This window comes from Stenotrophomonas sp. 116085_Sma (assembly GCF_056479585.1).
Map to the genome: position 1 here is coordinate 2,358,890 of NZ_CM151057.1, position 19,970 is coordinate 2,378,859.

Here is a 19,970-nt window from a genome sequence, read left to right on the forward strand (position 1 = left end):
TGACATACCAATTGGTTGACATTTTCATGTCGACGTGCCGAAGCTGCGTCCCACGCCTGGCATGCAGGCGATCCTTTGGGAGGAGGAAACCATGCGGCGACCCGCCGGAGCAGTGCACAGCATCTCGTTGTCCCCCACACCCCTGATCGTGGCGCTGCTCGCCGTGCTGGCGGGCCTGCCCACGGCCCAGGCGCAATCCAGCAGGGACGCGGCAGGGCAGGATCCCACCACGCTGGACCAGGTGCAGGTCACCGGCATCCGCGAGTCGATGCAGAGTTCGATCAACAAGAAGCGCGACGACACGGTCATTGCTGACGTGCTCTCGGCCGATGACATCGGCGATCTGCCGGCGCCCTCGCTGGCCGACGCGATCGAAACCCTGACCGGCGCCGCTTCGACCCGCGACAAGACCGGGGCCTCGGAAATTTCCATCCGTGGCCTGGGCGCCTTCCTCAGCAGCACCAACTTCAACGGTCGCGAGATCACCAACGGCAGCGGCGACCGCTCGGTGAACTTCAACATGTTCCCCGCCGAGCTGATCAATACGGTCGCCATCTACAAGACCCAGCGCGCCGACATCATCGAAGGCGGCGTGGCCGGCACCATCGGCCTGGAAACGGTGCGCCCACTGGAGTACGGCAAGCGGGCGGCGCAGATCGATCTGCGTGGCAGCTGGGCCGAGTATGACAAGAAGTACCGCGACGACGACGGCATCGGCTACCGCGGCACCGCCAGCTACATCGACCAGTTCGAATTCGGCAACGGACAGAAGCTGGGCATTTCGCTGGGTTTCCAGCGCCTGGATGGTACTGATCCGGAAGAGAGCATCACCAGCGGTTCCACCTGGTATGCCTGCGATGGCACGCAGAACGTGGGCAATGCCAACTGCAATGAAGTGTCCGCGCAGGCCATCGCCAACGGCGCGCCGTACTACCTGGTGCCAAGCAGCCGCATCTACCGGCTCAAGCAGGAGCGCAACGACCGCCAGAGCGAGTTCGCCGCACTGCAGTGGCGGCCCAATGACGTGGTTGAAGTGAATCTCGACTTCGAACACACCGAGCGCAACTGGTACGAGAACCGCAGCGATCTGAGCCTGTCCAACGCACGTCGCGGCATCACCCAGCGCGACGTGGACGCAGAGGGCATCGTGCGCCACCTGCATGGCAGCACCTCGATCGACTCCACCTCCAACCGCTACTGGCGTGGCGAGGAATACACCGGGGGTGGCCTGAACCTGATCCTGCGACCGACCCCGGCCTGGGAGCTGTCCACCGATCTTTCGTACTCGCACACCAATCGCCTCGATAGCGAGCGCATGACCCGCCTGCGCGCGAACCAGCGCGACGTCAACAATGCCGCCGTGCCCGGCATCAGCAGTGGTGCCACCGGCTACGTGGACTATGACTGGGACTGGCACGGCGAAGTGCCCAGTGTTGCGCTGGCGCCGAACTTCGACCCCACCAACTGGGACGCCTACACCGGGGCGGCGCGGGTGACCTCAAGCGCAACGGAGAACGACCACAGGATCAAGGCCGGCCGCTTCGACGCCAGTTTCATGCCCGAGTCCGGTTTCTTCAGCCGCATCAAGGGCGGCGTGCGCGCCAGCCAGGCCGACTACCGCCTGCGCGACAACACCCTGGTCACCGACTACGACCAGCGCGTGGCGGCCGACAAGGCGAAGATCATCGCCGCCAACCAGGCCTGCCGCGCACCGTTCCCCCAGGATGACTTCATGGATGCCGCCAGCGGCAACACGATCTCCTCGTGGGCGTACTTCGATCCGGACTGCCTGTACCGGTCGTTCCGCGGCAGCCTCGACAGCGGCCTGGATCCGGGTTTCCAGGATCCGAACAATGTCGACATCACCGAGAAGACACGCGCGCTCTATCTGATGGGTGAGTTCAGCAGCAGCCTGTTCGGCTTGCCGGTGACCGGCAACCTTGGCCTGCGCTGGGTCAAGACCGATGTTCGCTCCGAAGGCGTGCGTACCGGCCTGCGTATCGAGGACAACGGTGACGGGACGATCCGCCTGCAACCCACCGGCGAGTACAGCACGCAGGTGTTCAAGGCGGGCAACGACAAGCTGCTGCCCAGCCTCAACGCGGCTTTTGAACTGCGCCCGGACGTGTTGCTGCGGGTGGGTGCATATCGCGCGATGTCACGGCCGGACATCGCCGCGCTGGGTGCCGGGCGCACCATCAACGTGAGCAGTGATGCCACCTACGGCAATCTGGCCGACGCGCTGGATGACATCAGCGCCAGTGGCAACCCGGCGGCACAGCCGCTGATGTCCTGGAACGGCGACCTTTCCCTGGAGTGGTACCCGAACCCGGACACGATGCTGGCCGGCGCGGTGTACTGGAAGCAGTTCAACGGCGGCACCGCCATCGCGCTGGTGCCTGAAACCTACACCATCGACGGCCGGAGCGTGACCGTGCCGGTGCGGCAGCAGGTGACCACCGACGAGGACAGCACGCTGACCGGCTTCGAGCTGACCGCCACCCATCGACTGTCGTACCTGCTCAAGCCGTTCGACGGGCTGGGCTTCAAGGTCAGCTACAACTACGCCGATGCCGACTACCAGACCCAGGACTCGCGACTGGGCGAGCAGCTGGCCAGTGACGGCACGATCATTCCGGCCATCGTGCCGCCGGCGGGTCTCAGCGGCTTCTCACGGCACGTGCTGTCCGGCTCGATCTACTGGGACGTCGGGCGCTTCAACATCCAGGCCATCGGCAAGTTCCGCTCGCACTACTACCAGGACTTCACCGGCAACACCGCGCAGCAGAACCGCTACTACGATGACAACACCAGCGTGGACCTGCGCCTGCGCTACCGGGTGAACAAGCAGTTGTCGCTGTCGCTGGAACTGATGAACCTGACCAACGAGCCGCGCGTGGCCTACCAGCCGCTTTATGGCAACTTCCGCGAAGTGGTGACCTACGGGCGGCGTGCGTATTTCGGTGTACGATACAAGTTCTGAACAGGGCGGCGCGGCCACTGGTCGCGCCGTCGCTCCAACCGGACCCTTGCCGGCCGCGGTGGCAGGGCAGGGACCCGGAAGGAATCGCCAAGGGTCAGCCGCATGTCCGCCAACCGCCTTTACCAGACCATCGCTGCCAAGCTCCGCAAGCTGATCGAGGACGGCGAATTCCCGCCGGGCTCGCGCTTGCCAGGTGAGCGTGAGCTGGCCGAGCGGTTCGGTGTCAGCCGGGTGACCATCCGCGAGGCTGAAATTGCCCTGGAGGCCCAGGGCTGGATCGCGATCCGCATTGGCTCGGGCGTGCATGTGAAGCCGCGCCCGACGCAGGTTCCGGGTGGACTGCCGGATGTCAGTGCGTTCGACCTTACCGCTGCGCGCGCGGTATTCGAGGCCGAGGCCGCCGCTCTGGCGGCAAGCAATCTGGATGATGCCGGCATTGCCGAGCTGCAGGCGCTGGCCGAAGCGCTGTGCCGTCGCGACCTGAGCGACGCGGAAGCCGGCGAGTACGACCGCCGTTTCCACCTGGCCATCGCACGGCTTTCCGGCAATCCGGTGGTGGAATTCTTCGTGCAGCAGATCTGGCGCATGCGCAGCGAACTGCCGCGGGTGACCGAGGTCTATGCCCGGGTCTGCCATGATGATGGCGCCAACCGCGCCGACGAGCACATGGCCATCTTCGAAGCATTGCGCGCGCGTGATCCGATGGCCGCACGCAATGCCATGCGCCATCACTTCCAGCGCCTGTTCGAAGCCATGCTGCAGGCGACCGAAAGCCAGGCGCTGGAGGAGATCCGTCGCCGCACGCAGCAGGACCGCGAACGGTTCATGGCCACGACGCGGATCTGAGTGCCGCGTTCAACACAATCGGCGCTGCGACCTTCAGCAGGGCAGATCGCGCTCGACGCCTGATGGATATGAGAAATGGGCATGACTGCGGCGATGCCCAGCGTGTCCGCAATGCCTACACTGCCCCCGGGTCATACACGGCCCGTTGAGAAAGCTGCATACACACAAGGAGCAGGGTATGAAGTTCTCGCTGTTGGGCGCGGCGCTGCCATTGGTGCTGGCACTGAGTGGAGTCCCCGGGGGAAGCGTCAATGCAGGACCGATCGCGGGCACCGCGACCGCCACTGTGGTTGCGAAGGCCACGTACGCGTCGGATTCGCTGGAGGCCGGCTACATCGTCGATTGGATCAAACGGAATTCGCCCGCCTACGCGCCGGCGTTGCAGACGGGTGAACTGGCCATCTCGCACAGCTATCAGTCTGCTGGCAGTCTCAAGCTGGCCGGTGCGGCGGGCCCGCCTGTTCCATTGCCTGCGCGTGGCGTGGAGGGCGAGGTCATCTCGATCTCCAATACCTTGCCGAGCGGCGCTTCCGAGTCGTGGACATACCGGTGGTCGAGCGGGGCGTGGAAGCTGATCAAGTACAGCTTTGATGCATGCCAGGGCCCCGCCAGCATCGGTGCGAAGGGATCCGACACGGCGATCGCTGCAAAGGGACCCTGCATCGACTGAGGGCGACCTGTGCTGGCAGAACAGCGCTGAGTCTGCTGCAGGAGAGTGGTGCCCCGGGAGATCATGGTCCCGGGGCGCCACTTCATACCTTGCCGTGCGAACATTGACCTCGGCGATCAGGCGGAGATCACCCACGGTCCGAGTCAGTCGCTGGGTCATGCAACCCACGCAGCTTCTTCTTGTTGATCTTACCCACGCTGGTGCGCTCGATCGCATCCACGAAATTGACCCGCTCCGGAATCGCATAGCGTGAGATATCCCCGGCGCGGCTGCGTGCTGCGACCAGTTCGATGATCTCCGCTTCGGCCACATGTTTTCCCGGCTTCCTGACCACCAGCGGCAATGGCCGCTCACCCCATTTCGTATCGGCGATACCGATCACCGCGACCTCGCTGACTGCCGGGTGCAGCGCGATGATGTCTTCCAGCGCAAGCGAGGAGATCCACTCGCCGCCGGTCTTGATCACATCCTTGATGCGATCGGTGACACGCAGGTAGCCACCTACGTCGATGTTGCCGATGTCTCCGGTGTGCAGGTAACCGCCCGCCCACAGCGTTGCCGAAGCCTCGGGATCGTGCAGGTAGCCCTGGGTCAGCCAAGGTGCACGCGCCACCACTTCGCCGGTGGCGACGCCATCGTGGACGACATCACCCATGTCCGGGTCGACGATGCGCAGATCCACCAGCGGCACCGGCAGCCCGGCCTTGGTCCGTAGTGACAGCACCTCATCGGCATCGGTCACGGTATCCACGTCGATCTGGGCGATGGTGAGCAACGGGCAGGTCTCGGACATGCCATAGCCGCCGAAGATGTCGATGCCCCGTGCCAATGCACGCTGCGCGAGCGCACGGGGCAGGGCGGCGCCGCCGATGATCACCTTCCAGCCCTGCAGATCGGCCTGCGCAGCGTCCGGGTGCTCCAGCAGCATGTGCAGGATGGTCGGCACGCAGTGCGAGAAGGTCACCTTCTCGCGGGCGATCAGTGCCAGCAGGTTGGCGGGGAGATAGCGGCCCGGGTAGACCTGCTTGATGCCCATCAGCGTGGCCACGTAGGGCAGGCCCCACGCGTGCACATGGAACATCGGGGTGATCGGCATGTAGACGTCGTCGCGGTGCAGCCGTCCCTGGCTGGGCGCACTGCCGAGGGCAGCCATCCCCGCCAGTGAATGCAGGACCAGTTGCCGATGACTGAAGGAGACGCCCTTGGGCAAGCCGGTGGTGCCGGTGGTGTAGAACACTGTCGCGCGGGTGTTCTCGTCGAAATCAGGGTATTCACTGGCCGCTGCAGCGTCGCGCAGCCCGGCTTCGTACTCGGCGACGAAACCGGCTGGCAGCGGACCATGGGTATCTTCCATCAGGATGCGCGTGCGTAGATCGGGTAGCTGTCCGTCGATTCCATCCAACAGCGGCAGGAACTCGCGATTGACCAGCAGCACCCGTGCACCGCTGTGATTCAATGTGTAGGCAATCTGCTCCGGTGCCAGGCGCACGTTCACCATCATCAGCACCGCACCGATCATTGGTACCGCGAAGTAGGCTTCCAGGTAGCGGTTGCTGTCCCAGTCCATGACCGCCACCGTATCGCCATGCTTCACGCCCAGCGAGGTCAGCAGCCCCGCCAGCTGGCCGATGCGGGCATGCAGGGTGCGGTAGTCGTAGCGGACCGTATCGCCGTAGACGATCTCCTGCCCGGGGGACACCGCCAGGGGTGTCAGCAGCAGTTGCTTGATCAACAGCGGATAGGCAGCGGCATCGGTAGCGGGGGCGGATGGCATGAGGGTTCCTCGTGGCAGCATGTCGGTGGCCGGTCTTCTCCTGGCCACACTAGCCATCCCTCCCGCCCGTACCAGCGTACCTAGGTACCTGTGCCCAGCCGCGGGCGATTTGCTAATCTCGCCTGGACATGCCGACCCTGCTCATCGCCGACGACCATCCCTTGTTCCGCGCGGCGCTGCATCGCGCGGCCGAAGAGGCGGTCGCCGACCTGCAGATCTGCGAAGCCGATTCGCTGGACAGCGTGCTCGATGCGCTTGAGGGGCAGTCGATCGACCTGATGCTGCTGGACCTGCACATGCCGGGCAACCACGGACTTGCAGGCCTGGCGACCATTCGTGCGTTGCAGCCGGGGTTGGCGATCATCATCGTCTCGGCCAATGAGGAACCGCAGGTGATCCGGCGTGCCATCGACCTCGGTGCGGCCGGTTACCTGCCCAAGAGTTCGGGCCTGCACGAGCTGCAGGCAGCGCTGCAGTCGGTACTGGAGGGCGAACGCTGGATTCCGGCCCTGCTGCGGGAGCCAGTGGCGCGCGTGGCGCCGTTCAGCAGGGACGCCGACCTGGCCGCGCGCCTGGCCAGCCTTTCCGCGCACCAGTACAAGGTACTGGGCCTGGTGGCCGAAGGGCTGCTCAACAAGCAGATCGCGGACCGGCTCGGTGTGCAGCTGCGTACGGTCAAGGCACACATGACACGCATCATGGGGCGGCTGGGGGTGCGCAACCGCGCGCAGGCCATCCGCGTACTGCACGAAATGGGACTGGCCGATCCATCCCGGCAGATCGAAGAAGCGCCCGGGCCCTGATGGATCAGGGCGTGGCCGCAGAGCTCGCGGACAGCAGGTGGTTGATCGCCCAGCGAAGTGCCAGCGGCTTGAACGGCTTGCTCAACAAAGAGAGCCCCGCGCCACGAACTGCATCGCGCGTCGCGCTGCCGGTGTCCGCACTGAGGATCACCGTCGGCCGCAGCCCATGCATGGCCGTCAGTCGCTTCCACAGCGCGACACCGGTATCGCCGTCATCCAGGTGATAGTCGAACAACCACAGCGCGGCCTCATGTGCTGATGCTCCGATCACATCGGCGCCCGTTGCCGCAATGACATCACAGCCCCAGGAGTGCAGCAGCTGCTGCATCGCCTCCAGCGCAACCGGGTCGTTGTCCACCACCAGCACGCGGATGCCCTTGAGGGCGGTGCTGCCATTGGCCATGGTTCCGCCGCGCGGCGCTTCCGGCCGCGAAGCGCGTGTCACGCTGAGCGAGAAGGTCGAGCCGCGATCCGGCACGCTGTGCAGGTGCAGTGGGGCATGCAGCAGACCGGCAATACGGTGTGCGATGGTCAGGCCAAGCCCCAGGCCCTGGCCATTGCTGCGATCGATCCGATGGAATTCTTCGAAGACCACCGCCTGTTGCTCCGGTGCAATGCCGGGGCCGGTGTCATGCACGCCAATCGACAGCCTCCGGCCCTGGCGGCGCACCCCCAGCAACACGCCGCCACGGCGGGTGTAGCGGATGGCATTGGCCAGGAAGTTCTGAAGCGCCCGGCGCAGCAACAGCGGATCGCTGTAAACCCAGGTGTGGCTTCGCACATAGCCGAACTGCAGGCCGCGGGCTGCCGCGAGCACGGCAAACTCCTGTGCAAGCGGATCCAGCACGTTCGACACCGGGAACGGTCGCGGATCGGCCACCAGCCCACCGGCCTCCAGTCGAGAAATGTCCAGCAGGCCCGACAGCAGGTCATCGGTGGAATCCAGCGCACCACGGATCTGGCGCAGGAAGCTGTCGAGGAACTCCGATTCGATGTGCTGCGACATCGCATCGGTCAGCAGCTGCGCGGCATGCAGGGGTTGGATCAGGTCGTGGCCCACGGCAGTCAGGAAGCGGGTTTTCGCCACGTTGGCGCGCTCGGCTTCCTGCACCGCCTGTTCCAGCCGTGCGGTGCGGTCCTGCACGCGGTGCTCGAGTGTTTCATTGCTGCGCTTGAGTGCATCTTCCGCCCGGCGGAACGCGGTGACATCGGTGAAGGTGGCCACGTAGCCGCCACCCGGCATCGGGTTGCCGCGGATCTCGACGATGGTGTCGTCGGGGAAGATGCGCTCGGACAGGTGCGGCGTGCCGCGACGCATGTGGGCGACGCGGCGCTGCAGCGCTCTGTCGGGCGTGTCGCCGGGGCCGTCGCCAATCTTCAGCTGGCCCAGTGCCCAGGCGGTGAGATCGACCACCGGGCGCCCCACCTGCAGCAGCTCCGGCGGGAACCTGAACAACGCGGCGTAGCGGCTGTTCCAGGCCACCAGCTGCAGCTGCGCATCGACCACGCTGATGCCCTGGCTCATGTTTTCCAGCGCCGCCTCCAGTAGCCGCTGGTTGAAGCGCAGTACCTGCGTTGCCTCGCCCACCGCGCGGGTCACCGCATCCAGCGGCGCAGCGCCACCCTCGCGTGCGGCTTCGACAAGCAGCCGCGCCATGCCCGCGCCCACCACGGCGGTCAGCTCGCGCTCGATGGCGATGACCCGGTCATCATCCAGCATCTGCCCGGCGTGGCCCTCCAGCAGCTGGCGCGCACGCTCCTGGCCGAGGAAGCGCCCGGCGGTCCTGCGCAGGGAAGCGGCAGCCACCGCATCCCGCCTCCGGGGCAGCGGCGGACGCACGGCGCGCGACACCAGGGCAACCGTCAGCAGATTGATCGCCAGGCTGGCGCCCATGCTGAGCGCGATATGGCCGGGTTGCACGCGCAGCGAAACCACGGCCAGCCAGTGCAGTCCGTCGGGACTGGCCGACGGTGTCGCGGCCGGGATCACCATCGGCAGCAATACCAGCCACAGCCAGGCCAGCGAACCCAGCACGATGCCGGCCATGATGGCCGGGGACGGCGTGCGTGGGCGGTACACGGCCAGCAGCACCGCTGGTGCCAGCTGCGAGAGCGCGGTGAAGGATATCAGGCCGAAATCACTGAGTGCCTCGGTATCGCTCATCGCGCGGCTGTACAGCCACGCCATCAGGAACACGGCGAGGATGCCTGCACGTCGGAACGCCAGGACACGCGGGCGCAGGTCGGCATTGGCCACGCCGCCACCGATGCCGCCGAGCAGGTGCGACCCGAATCCATGGTTGCCAAGCATGATCGACAGGGTCAGCCCCGAGAGGATCATCATGCCGGTGGCCGCGCTCAGGCTGCCCAGGTAGGCCAGCAGTGCCAGCAGGTGACGACCGCCGGCCTGGGGCAGGGCCAGAACATACAGGTCCGGAGATACCGATGCCGGCAGCTGTGCTGCACCGGCCAATGCCATCGGCACCGACGGCAGCCCGATCAACAGCAGGTAGACCGGGAACATCCAGCGTGCCGTCTTCAGGTCCGAGGTCTGGCGAAGCTCGACCACGCCGACATGGAACTGGTGCGGCAGGGTGAATGCAGAGATGGCGCCCAGCGCAACCATGGTGAGATAGTCCGGCACGATGGCCGGTGGCGGCAGTTGTGCCATCTTTTCCAGCAGCGGCGTGCCGGCCGCGTGCACCGACAGCGCGGCATACAGGCCGATGGCCAGCAGGGCGGTCAGCTTCAATACCGATTCCAGGCCCAGAGCGACCACGATGCCGCGGTTCGGTTCGGTGGCCGATGCCTTGCGGGCACCGAACAGCAGGGTGAAGGCGGCCATCGTCAATGCGAACCAGAACGACATGTCCAGCTGCCAGCCGGCAGCTGTGAAACGATCACCCAACAGTGCGCCCAGCCCTTGGCTGACCGCTCTCAGCTGAAGCGCGATGTAGGGAATGATGCCGAGCAGCGCGACCAGGGTGATGGTGAAGCCAAGGCCGCGATCCGCACGCAGCCGTGCGACCACCAGGTCGGCGATGGTGGCACTGTTGTGCTGCTTGGCCAGTCGCCCCAGGCGGAGCAGGAACGGCAGGCCGAACGCGAAGATCAGCGCCATGCCAGCGAGGGTGGGTGGAATGGGGAAGCCCCATTGCAGCCCCTGCGACGCCGCGCCGTAGTACGTCCATGCGGTGCAGTGCACCGCCAGGGACAGTGCGTAGATGAGCGGCCATGCCTTCGAAAGCCGATGCCCCCGGCGCTCGCCCCACAGGGCCACGCCAAACAGCAGTGCGGTCCACGCAATGCAGGCCAGCAGCACGAAAGAGGGCGTCAACATCGCTCCAGTGTAGGCAGAAGCCGGGCGCGGCAGCGCTAGGCTGCGATCACGATCAGTGACAACTGCTCGGCAACCAGTGCCATATCACCATCGGGAAGCCGTTCGACACTCTTGTGCTGGGTCAGCAGCCACTGCCCGGGCTGGCGCAGCTCCAGCGAGAGCAGCCGCGAGCGGACGCGCACCTCCGATCCGCTCGGCACCGGCGCCAGGAAGCGCACCTTGTTCAAACCGTAGTTGAGCACGTGGGCGATGCCGGGGAAGCCGGCGAGGGCGGCGACGTCGTCTTCCACGGTCAGTGAGAGCAGCAGGAAGCCATGCGCGATGGTGCGCCCACCCGCCAGCTGTGCCTGCGCCCGCGCCGGATCGACATGGATCCAGTTGTGGTCGCCTGTGGCATCGGCGAAGGCGTCGATGCGCGACTGGGCGATGCGGGTGGCGCCACTCAGCCGCTCGCTGGCCGCCCATTGCTGCAACGGCTGCAGGACGGCCGGCAGGGTGGCGTCGATGCCCTGTGGGTTCATTCCACACGCTCCAGCAGGGCCAGGATCGCACCACGCGCCTCAGGCTCGGACAGCATGGGCGCGTGGCCGACATCCGGCACCTCCACCAGCCGGGCACGCTCCGACGTCGCCGCCATCTGCCGTGCAACGTCGGCCGGCAGGATGTCGGACAGGGCGCCACGCACGACCAGCACCGGCACCCGCGAGGTCAGCCCGCGCACCGCGCGCCACAGCACCGGCCGCAGCAGCCACAGCACCCACGGCCGCGTGGTGCGGATCACCGCCGGGTCGTAGTCCAGTTCCAGCAGCCCATCGCTGCGCGTGCGGAAGGTACGCACCGCCATCTGTCGCCAGTCATCGGTGCTGAAGCGCGGGAACGCGGCCTTGCCGATCGATGCCACATAGGCAGTGGCCTGCTCGAGATCCATCGGTGGCACCGGCTTGCCCGCGTACTTGCCGATCCGTGCCAGCGCCTCACGCGGCACCTTGGGGCCGGCATCGTTGAGGACCGCACCCGCGATCCGCTCCGGCGCGCGCGAGGCGAGGGTGATGGTCACCAGTACGCCCAGCGAGGTGCCTACGAATACCGCCCGGTCGATGTTCTGCGAGCGCAGCAGCGCCACCATGTCGTCGGCATAGGTGCGCGGGTTGTAGCTGGTGGGATCATGCGCACGCTCCGACCCTGCGCGCCCGCGCAGGTCAACCGCGATCACGCGCCAGCCGCCGGCAGTGAGCGTATCGGCCAGCGCATCGAAATCGGCACCATTGCGGGTCAGGCCGGGAATGCAGACCACGGTGCCGCGCGGTGCCGTTCCCGTACCCGGTGCATGGTCGCGCGCATGCAGGCGCAGGCCATCATTGCTGTTCCAGTACAGATCTACGTAGGACTGCATCATGCAGGAGCTTCCTGGAAATCGTAACGGATGCGCTAGAAATCGTAACGGACGCTGAGGCTATATTGGCGCGGCGGGCCATAGAAGCCAATCAGCGTGCCGACCGCCGGAATGTTGTAACCGGTGGTGCGGTATTCCTTGTCGGCCAGGTTGGTGCCCTGCAACGAGAAGGTCCAGGCGTCATCCAGGCGCCAGATCACACCGGCATTGACCAGTCCATAGCCGTCCTGGCGGATCACCGGGCTCAGGTCGGTGGTGGGCCAGACCTCGCTCTGGTAGCTGTAGCTCACCCGTGCAGAAAGGTTGCTGCCGTTGGCCAGGTCAGTGCGGTACTCCACGTTCAATGCACCCGAGAATTCCGGCGCATTGGTGAACTTCATCTGCCTGGCGACGTTGACGCCGCGATCGATGTACTCATCGTACTTCGTGTCCAGCCAGGCCAGGTTGCCGGAGATCAGCCAGTGCTGGCTGGGCAGGTACTGGTACTCGACTTCCAGGCCCTTGACGGTGCCGGCGCCGGCATTGGTGAAGTCGCCGAAGAAGGAATCGTCGATGCCATCGCCATTGGTGTCCAGGCCGGTGAACACCGACAGCTGGATATCCTTGTACTTGTTGTAGAACGCCGACAGGTTCAGGAAGAAGCGCTGGTCGAAGAAGGCCATCTTGCTGCCGACCTCGTAGCTGTCCACGGTCTCATCGTCGAAGGGCTCGGCCGAGCGTGGCACCGCCACCGCGTTGGCGCGGATGTTGTAGCCGCCCGACTTGAAACCGCGCGTGGCCAGCCCGTACACCATGATGTCCGGGGTGATCTGGTAGTCCAGCGAAACCTTGGGCGAGACGTTCCTGAAGTTGGTCTTCTTGTCGAAGTCCGCCGTCACCGCCACCGGCCGGCTGAAGCCCGGGTCAGCATAGAGGCGGTTCAGCACGATCGCGCGCTTGTCTTCGTCGGTGTAGCGGGCACCCACATCAAGCTTGAGCCTGCTGGTCAGGTCGAACGTCCAATCCGCGTACAGCGCGATGCTGTCGGTCAATACCTTGCCCTGGTTGTCGGCGAACTGGGCGCTGAAGTAGTTGTTCTGGATCTGGCCGCCGGCCTCGCCACTGAACTGGTACAGGCCGACCACGCCGCGCACCCGTCCGCCGGCATCGTAGTTCAGCTGTATCTCGTTGCTGACCTGCTCGTCGTGGTAAGTGCCGCCCACGTCGGCCAGCTTGATCGGCGTGGTGTCGAAGTCGATGTTGGCCTCACTGTCGGATTCACGCTTGGCCACCACGTACTTCACCGCGATATCTTCGTTCGGGCGCCAGTTCACCGTGGCCGACGCGCCCTTGGTTTCCACGTTGTTGAGATTGCGCATGCCCGAACGGATGTCATAACGGCTGTCCATTGGCGGGTAGGCGCGCAGGAACGGATTGGGCGCCAGCATCTTCGAACCGCGCATGCCGGAGTGGTCGTCGATCCAGTCCAGTGCGAACTGCACGTCGAAGTCATCGCCGGCGTACGCACCCAGGTTCACGCGCGCCGCGTTGATCTGCTTGTCGCTGACCGGCTGACCGTTGAACGTGTTCTCGCCGAAGCCATCGTGGTTCATGCTGGCCACCGCCACGCGGGCACGCAGGCCGCTGTCGGCACCACCGATCGGACCACCGATGGCGGCCTTGGCATCCAGCTGGCTGTAGTTGCCCACGATGACCTGGGCGAAGCCCTCGGTTCTGGTGGGCAGGCCGCGCGAGATGTACTTGATCGCGCCACCGATGGTGTTCTTGCCGTACAGCGTGCCCTGCGGGCCGCGCAGCACCTCGATGCGCGAGACATCGAACACGTCCAGCAGCGCCCCCTGCGGCCGCGCGATGTAAACGTCATCCAGATAGATGCCTACGCCCGGGTCGGCGCCCCAGGTGGGATCGGACTGGCCGATGCCGCGGATGTAGGCGGTAACCGTGCTGCTGGCGCCACGGGCGGCGTAGATGGTCAGGTTCGGTACCTGCGCATCCAGGTCGCTGATGTCCTGGACATTCATCCTGTCCAGCGCCTCGGAGGTGAAGGCGGTGACGGCGACCGGTACCTCCTGCAGCGTTTCCTCGCGCTTGCGTGCGGTGACCTTGATGCTGTCCAGGTTTGTGGGTGAAGCGGTCCTGCCTGCCGTCGGCACGGCCTGTGGCGTGTCCTGTGCCAGTACCGGCCCGGAGGCCAGCAGTGCGCCGATCATGAGACTCAGGCAATTCCGTTTCATTCGGTCCTCCCCCAGGCAAGTGCTCACAGATGGCCCATTGCCACCCCTGCAGCGAAGGCTAGCGGTGTCATCCGGCAGCGGCGAGTGGACCTAGGTCCAGTCGGCAGTGGCCGCCGGATGCGGATACTGGGCGTGCCCTCAGCCGGACGCGCTCCCCGGTACTACTTCATCCACGACTCACGCATGAGGATCTGGCCATGAATTCCGGAATCGATTCGATCAAGGCGGTACTGCTGGCGCTGTGCTGCTGGCTGGCGTCGGCAGGCAGCGTGCTCGCCGCGGGCCCTGCCGGGCATTGGGACATCGGCCTGTACGGCAACCTGTTCGGCGCCCGCGAATACCAGGTCTGGGTGCCGGCCGGCTACAGCGACCAGCAGCCGCTGCCCTTGCTGTTGGTGCTGCACGGCTGCGTCAACGGCCCCAACCTGATGGGCGAGGCCTCCGGCTTCAACGATGTGGCCGACATCGAGGGTTTCATCGTGGTCTATCCGCGCCAGAACGTGACCTCCAACCCGGCGCGCTGCTGGAACTGGCAGCTGCCGATCAACCAGGCCCGTGACAGCGGCGAGGCGTCGATCCTGGCCGGCATCGTGGACAAGGTGAAGGCCGGTTACAGCGTCGATCCGCACCGGGTCTACGTCACCGGCATTTCTGCCGGCGGTGCTATGACCTCGATCATGCTGGCCTGCTATTCGGACGTGTTCGCCGCTGGTGCCATCCATTCCGGCGGCATGTTCAAGGGTGCGACCACCATCTCCGGCAGCGCCTACGCGTTGCTGGCCGGCAGCATCCATTCGCCGGACAGCAACGGTCGGCTGGCCTGGCAGTGCTCGGGCTCACCGATGCCGCGCCCGCTGCCGGTGCTGGTGTTCCATGGCAGCGCCGACCTCACCGTCAACCCGGTGAACGGTGAGCAGGCCGTGCGCCAGTTCCTGCAGACCAACGACCTGGCCGACGACGGCCTGGACAACGACTCGGTGAAGTACCTGCCGACCAGCACCTACCATGGCCAGGTGCCGGGTGGGCGTGCCTACACGGTGGACACCTATGCCTATGGCGGTCGCACGCTGGCACAGCACTATGTGGTAAAGGGCATGGGGCATGCGTGGAGTGGCAGCCAGTCGGGCTTGCCGTTCACCGACCCGAAGGGCCCGGATGCCACGTTGATCACCTGGTTGTTCCTGAAGAACTACCAGCGCTGAAGGCAACAACCGCTGTAGTGTCGAACCTGATCGACGGTTGCAACCCCATGCTAGCCTTCGCCCTGGCAGGACTGCCTGACAGGGGGAGGGCATGGACATCCGACGCGCTTTTTCAATCGCATGGCTCGCATTCGGCCTGCTCGCATTGCTGTTGTCGGCAAACGCCCTCGGCCATCCCGGCGGGCTCGACAGGAATGGCTGCCACACCAACCGCAAGACCGGTGACTACCACTGCCATCGAGGCGCTCCAGCAGCGCCTCGATATGTCGACACCCCGCGCAGCAGTTTCGCCCCCGGTTCTGCGCGCAGGTCCGGGGTGTTTGCCAACTGCACGGAGGCCCGCGCCGCCGGAGCAGCGCCGGTACGGCGTGGTGATCCGGGGTATGGGCCACACCTTGATCGCGACAATGATGGCGTGGGCTGCGAACCCTATCGTGGTCGCAGGTAGGGCAAGGCCCGCCTGGCTTCAGTCGCCGTTTTCCCGCGTTCGTCGGTCATCAGCAGGGCTGGTCGCACGACCTCCCTGCGTCGGGGGCGATGCCCTAGGCTGTTGTCACTTGACCGCAGGGACGAAGGCTTCCATGAACCGCTGGCTTTTCCTCGCGCTTGCCGCGCTCCCGTTCGCCGCCGGTGCCGTGGTCATCCGCGATGATGTTGACGATGCCAGGTACCAGATAGACGCAACGGAATTCCCGGCACTGGCAGACATGCCGGGCGAGGGGCACGGCGTCCTGATTGCACCGAGATGGGTGGTGACCGCCGCGCATGCCGCACCGATGGAGGGGATGGGCGCCACCATCACCATCGATGGCAAGGGCTATGGTGTCGAGCGTGTCTTCCTGCACCCCGGCTATCGGAGGATGCCCGAGGCGCTGGGCATGGAGGCGATGGCAACGGGGAGTGCGTCGAAAATCCACGCGTTTCTGGCGGCGTCGGATGACATTGCGCTGATCAGACTTGCCACACCGGTGAGCGACGTGCAGCCGCTGGCGCTCTATCGTGGCAGCGCCGAGGTCACCCAGATCGCCACCTTGATCGGCAAAGGCGCCACCGGCAACGGTGCGACTGGACTGGTGCCCGGCGGGCCGCATCGTACGACGCTGCGGCGGGCCTACAACGCGATTACCGGCGGCAACACGCGTTATCTCTGGTACCGGTTCGACCCGCCTCCGCAGGGCCTGCCCCTTGAAGGCGTGCTCGGCAACGGCGACAGCGGCGGCCCGCTGCTGATCGAGGATCAAGGCGTGTGGAAGCTGGTCGGCCTTGGGTCCTGGATCACTGCCGTTTCCGAGCACGCACTTGAAGCCGGCTACTATGGCCAGGTGGTCTACAGCGTTCGCGTGTCCCGCTACATTGACTGGATCGAAAGCACTATCGATCGTGACGCGTCACGTTAACTGACTGCCCAGGAGCCTGTCGCGTAGATGCTGGCCCGGTCTCAAGGCATGCGACCGGCGTTTGTATCCTTCCAGCGATGGCTTCTTCGTTCAAACATCCTGCGTGCATGATCGACTTCCAGCCTTCCGGCTGGGTGCAGAACGGCGGGCGCTGGGATCTATGGTGGAACGGCCGTTCGGTGGCGCACATCATGGCACACCCCGTACTCGGTATCCGCCTATGCCTGGATGCGCGCAGGATGTCACGAAGCAAGGTCGTCGCTGCGGCGAATGTACGCCAGGCCAAGCGCTATGCCGAGCGCTGGTGCGCCGTTCGGCTTTGCCCCCAGTTGCGGCTGCGCGATGCAGTGGCACGACTGGTGGATGCAACGCCCGGCACGCAAGGTGCGGGGACGCCACCGCTCTCCCGCGAGCAGCGGCAGCAGGCCCGCCGCCTGGCTGAGGCGGGAGCGGGGGAGGTGAGGCGGATCAAGGAGGCGCTCGCGCCCCGTCGGCCGCCGATGGCAGTGCGGCCTGATGTGCAGGAAAATGGCAGAGCCTGGTCGACCACAGACCAGGCTCCACCCAGTCGCCCGCCGGGTGGCCGCGCTACGCCGAAAGCTCCTCGCGCACGATCTTCGCCCCTGCGCTGAGCGCGCGCAGCTTGCCGCGTGCCACTTCACGCGCCAGCGGTGCCATGCCGCAGTTGGTGCTCGGGTAGAGCTTGTCGGCATCCACGAACTGCAGCGCCCTGCGCAGCGTGTTGGCCACGTCTTCCGGCGTTTCCACCGTATTGGAGGCCACGTCGATGGCGCCCACCATCACCTTCTTGCCGCGCACCAGTTCGATCAGGTCGATCGGCACGTGCGAGTTCTGGCATTCCAGCGAGATGATGTCGATACTGGAGGTCCGCAGCTTCGGGAACGATTCTTCGTACTGGCGCCATTCCGAGCCCAGTGTCTGCTTCCAGTCGGTGTTGGCCTTGATGCCATAGCCGTAGCAGATGTGCACGGCCGTCTGGCACTTCAGGCCTTCGACGGCCCTCTCCAGCGCAGCCACGCCCCAGTCGTTCACTTCGTCGAAGAACACATTGAAGGCGGGCTCATCGAACTGGATGATGTCCACGCCGGCGGCCTCCAGTTCCTTTGCCTCTTCGTTGAGGATCTTCGCGAACTCCCAGGCCAGCTTTTCGCGGCTCTTGTAGTGGGCGTCATACAGCGTGTCGATCATGGTCATCGGGCCAGGCAGGGCCCACTTGATGGGTTGCGCGGTCTGGCGGCGCAGGAACTTCGCATCCTCCACGAACACCGGTTTCGGGCGGCTGACCGCGCCAACCACTGTCGGCACGCTGGCATCGTAGCGGTTGCGGATGCGCACGGTTTCGCGCTTCTCGAAATCGACACCGCTGAGGTGCTCGATGAAGGTGGTAACGAAGTGTTGCCGGGTCTGTTCGCCGTCGCTGACAATGTCGATGCCTGCGTGCTGCTGTTCCTGCAGGGACAGGCGCAGCGCGTCCTGCTTGCCTTCAATCAGGCCATCGTCCTGCAGTTTCCAGGGTGACCAGAGCTTCTCGGGCTCGGCCAGCCAGGATGGCTTGGGCAGGCTGCCTGCGGTGGAGGTGGGAAGCAGTTTCTTCGTCGACATTGCGTCTTGTTTCCTGGGGCGAGTGGGGAATCGATGGATCAGCGGGCGGCCCACTGCTCAAGCACGGCGCGGTATGGCTTGATGAAGTGTTCTTCGGTGAACCTGCCCTGCTTGACCGCCAGCTGGCTGCGCTCTTCGCGGTCGTAGACGATGCGGGTGGAGGAGTAATCCTGGTGCTTCAGGCTGGGCTGGTAGACCTTGCCGGCCACGGAGTTGGCGTTGTAGATCTCCGGGCGGTAGATCTTCTGGAAGGCCTCCATCGTGCTGATGGTGCCGATCAGCTCCAGGTTCGAGTAGTCGCCCAGCAGGTCGCCCTGGAAGTAGAACGCCAGCGGTGCGACGCTGCCCGGCGGCATGAAGTAGCGCACCTGCAGGCCCATCTTGTCGAAGTACTGGTCAGTGGGAGAGAACTCGCCCTGCCGGTACTCCACGCCCAGGATCGGGTGGTGGTTCTCGGTGCGGTGGTAGGTCTTGCTGCTGGATACGCTGATGCAGATCACCGGCCCCTTGCTGAAGTTGGCACGGTAGGCGTCAGATTCCAGGAAATGCCTGAACAGCTTGCCGTGCAGGTCGCCAAAGCCTTCCGGAATGCCAAAGGTGGCCTTGCCTTCGTTGCTGGCCGGCAGCACCACGCTGAAATCGTAGTCGCGCACGTAGGACGAGAAGTTGTTGCCGACGATGCCTTCGGTACGGGCACCGGTGCGGGTGTCGACGATGGTCGGTCGCAGCACTTCGATCAGCGGGAACGGATCGCTGCCATTGCCGCCATCGATGTGCATCTCCACCGAGATGATGTCCAGCTCGACCGCGTAACGATCCGCGCTGGGGTTGTCCCAGTGCGCCAGATCGTTGAAGCGGTTGTTGATCATGCTGATCGTGTTGCGCAGGTTCTCCTGGCGCGACGCGCCGCGGGCCAGGTTGGCAAAATTGGTGGTGATGCGCGTCCCATCGGCGGGCTGGTAATCCTCGTTGAAGGGGATGCGCGTGATGCTGAAGGTGAAGGTGTCGGTCGTCATGGATGGCGTTCCGTAGTGCGGGGTGACATCCGGATGCCGGCGAAGGCATCCGGCATTCAATGTGCTGGGGCGGCCTCAAGGGCGGCGGCGCGGTGGCGGGGCAGGGCCAGCAGCGGCAGGGCCCGCCGCACCGCCAACCGCGTCCGCTCGATCAGGGCATCGTTGTGCACGCGGCCGTCGACGAAATCGCGGTCGGTGGCGTAGACGCCCAGCGGCAGGGTGCGCGCCTGGAAGAAGCTGAAGAGCGGGCGCAGCTGATGGTCGATCACCAGCGAGTGGCGCTCGCTGCCGCCGGTGGCGGCCAGCAGGATGGGGGTGTCGACCAGTGCGTCCTGGTGGATGAAGTCGAAGAAATGCTTGAACAGCCCGGTGTACGAGCCGCGATAGACCGGCGTGCTCACCACCAGCACATCGGCCTGCTCGACGGCGGCCAACTGGCGTTCCACCGTGTCGGGCAGCTGCGAACGCCAGAGCGCACCCGCCAGCTGCGGGGTCAGCTCGCCCAGTTCAACCAGGTGCTGCTCGCTATGGATGTCCTCGCCCATCAGGTCCAGCAGATGCTCGGCCAGGGCCGCGGCCCTGGAGGGGCGCTGCAATCCGCCGGAAACGGCGACGATTCGAAGGGGGCGGGTAGGTGAAAGCATGACCCGATGCTAGCCACGCCCTTCCATGACGTAAAATGGTATTAC

At 65.4% G+C, this 19,970-nt stretch carries 15 protein-coding genes; 7 read left to right on the forward strand and 8 right to left on the reverse strand.

Features of this window, described 5'->3' with window-relative positions; translation table 11 throughout:
• Positions 1 to 91 precede the first annotated feature (91 nt).
• The 3 genes from ACZK0Z_RS11075 to ACZK0Z_RS11085 all read left to right on the forward strand — a co-directional run bounded on the left by ACZK0Z_RS11075 (position 92) and on the right by ACZK0Z_RS11085 (position 4,499).
• Entirely contained in the window at positions 92 to 2,983 is a 2,892-nt protein-coding gene (locus tag ACZK0Z_RS11075; RefSeq protein ID WP_197631939.1) for a TonB-dependent receptor, read from the forward strand.
• Positions 2,984 to 3,085: 102 nt separating this feature from the next.
• Positions 3,086 to 3,829, forward strand: a complete 744-nt coding sequence (locus ACZK0Z_RS11080) for a FadR/GntR family transcriptional regulator (RefSeq protein ID WP_049430822.1) — start codon at positions 3,086 to 3,088, stop codon at positions 3,827 to 3,829.
• Positions 3,830 to 4,007: 178 nt separating this feature from the next.
• Positions 4,008 to 4,499 carry a hypothetical protein gene (locus ACZK0Z_RS11085; RefSeq protein WP_100443848.1) on the forward strand — a complete coding sequence of 164 codons (492 nt, stop codon included), beginning with the start codon at positions 4,008 to 4,010 and terminating at the stop codon, positions 4,497 to 4,499.
• A gap of 127 nt (positions 4,500 to 4,626) precedes the next feature.
• On the opposite strand, the gene ACZK0Z_RS11090 is transcribed toward ACZK0Z_RS11085, so the two are convergent.
• Entirely contained in the window at positions 4,627 to 6,273 is a 1,647-nt protein-coding gene (locus ACZK0Z_RS11090; RefSeq protein WP_197631940.1) for a fatty acid--CoA ligase, read from the reverse strand.
• Between the two features lie 128 nt (positions 6,274 to 6,401).
• Between ACZK0Z_RS11090 and ACZK0Z_RS11095 the strand changes: the two genes are divergently transcribed.
• The gene (locus ACZK0Z_RS11095) at positions 6,402 to 7,076 is read left to right on the forward strand and encodes a response regulator transcription factor (protein WP_049430814.1); all 675 of its coding nucleotides are present in this window, start codon (positions 6,402 to 6,404) and stop codon (positions 7,074 to 7,076) included.
• 4 nt (positions 7,077 to 7,080) lie between these two features.
• Here the strand turns inward: ACZK0Z_RS11095 and ACZK0Z_RS11100 are convergent, their stop codons facing one another.
• From ACZK0Z_RS11100 to ACZK0Z_RS11115, 4 genes are read right to left on the reverse strand one after another with little or no spacing between them, the layout of a single operon-like run.
• The gene (locus ACZK0Z_RS11100; RefSeq protein ID WP_197631941.1) at positions 7,081 to 10,416 is read right to left on the reverse strand and encodes a hybrid sensor histidine kinase/response regulator; all 3,336 of its coding nucleotides are present in this window, start codon (positions 10,414 to 10,416) and stop codon (positions 7,081 to 7,083) included.
• Between the two features lie 35 nt (positions 10,417 to 10,451).
• Positions 10,452 to 10,937, reverse strand: a complete 486-nt coding sequence (locus ACZK0Z_RS11105) for a MaoC/PaaZ C-terminal domain-containing protein (protein WP_197631942.1) — start codon at positions 10,935 to 10,937, stop codon at positions 10,452 to 10,454.
• Positions 10,934 to 11,812 (reverse strand): alpha/beta fold hydrolase, encoded by an 879-nt coding sequence (locus ACZK0Z_RS11110; RefSeq protein WP_197631943.1) that lies wholly within the window; start codon positions 11,810 to 11,812, stop codon positions 10,934 to 10,936. Before ACZK0Z_RS11110 ends, ACZK0Z_RS11105 begins: the two co-directional genes overlap by 4 nt.
• A 32-nt stretch (positions 11,813 to 11,844) precedes the next feature.
• Positions 11,845 to 14,043: a TonB-dependent receptor gene (locus ACZK0Z_RS11115; protein WP_414489299.1), complete on the reverse strand. Its 2,199-nt coding sequence runs from the start codon at positions 14,041 to 14,043 to the stop codon at positions 11,845 to 11,847.
• A 197-nt stretch (positions 14,044 to 14,240) separates the two neighbouring features.
• On the opposite strand from ACZK0Z_RS11115, the gene ACZK0Z_RS11120 reads away from it, so the two are divergent.
• The 3 genes from ACZK0Z_RS11120 to ACZK0Z_RS11130 all read left to right on the forward strand — a co-directional run bounded on the left by ACZK0Z_RS11120 (position 14,241) and on the right by ACZK0Z_RS11130 (position 16,642).
• Positions 14,241 to 15,245, forward strand: coding sequence for an extracellular catalytic domain type 1 short-chain-length polyhydroxyalkanoate depolymerase (locus ACZK0Z_RS11120; RefSeq protein WP_197631944.1), 1,005 nt, complete (start codon positions 14,241 to 14,243; stop codon positions 15,243 to 15,245).
• Positions 15,246 to 15,336: 91 nt separating this feature from the next.
• Complete coding sequence (locus ACZK0Z_RS11125) at positions 15,337 to 15,693, forward strand: excalibur calcium-binding domain-containing protein (RefSeq protein ID WP_100443849.1); 357 nt, start codon at positions 15,337 to 15,339, stop codon at positions 15,691 to 15,693.
• Between the two features lie 133 nt (positions 15,694 to 15,826).
• The gene (locus tag ACZK0Z_RS11130) at positions 15,827 to 16,642 is read left to right on the forward strand and encodes a S1 family peptidase (RefSeq protein WP_197619221.1); all 816 of its coding nucleotides are present in this window, start codon (positions 15,827 to 15,829) and stop codon (positions 16,640 to 16,642) included.
• A gap of 588 nt (positions 16,643 to 17,230) precedes the next feature.
• Here the strand turns inward: ACZK0Z_RS11130 and ACZK0Z_RS11135 are convergent.
• The 3 genes from ACZK0Z_RS11135 to msuE are packed head-to-tail and all read right to left on the reverse strand — an operon-like array spanning position 17,231 to position 19,925.
• Positions 17,231 to 18,265, reverse strand: coding sequence for a methionine synthase (locus ACZK0Z_RS11135; protein ID WP_049430794.1), 1,035 nt, complete (start codon positions 18,263 to 18,265; stop codon positions 17,231 to 17,233).
• Positions 18,266 to 18,303: 38 nt separating this feature from the next.
• Complete coding sequence (locus ACZK0Z_RS11140) at positions 18,304 to 19,281, reverse strand: DUF1852 domain-containing protein (RefSeq protein WP_049430793.1); 978 nt, start codon at positions 19,279 to 19,281, stop codon at positions 18,304 to 18,306.
• A gap of 56 nt (positions 19,282 to 19,337) precedes the next feature.
• On the reverse strand, positions 19,338 to 19,925 hold the full coding sequence (gene msuE / locus ACZK0Z_RS11145) for an FMN reductase (protein ID WP_197631946.1): 588 nt from the start codon (positions 19,923 to 19,925) through the stop codon (positions 19,338 to 19,340).
• Positions 19,926 to 19,970: the final 45 nt, after the last annotated feature.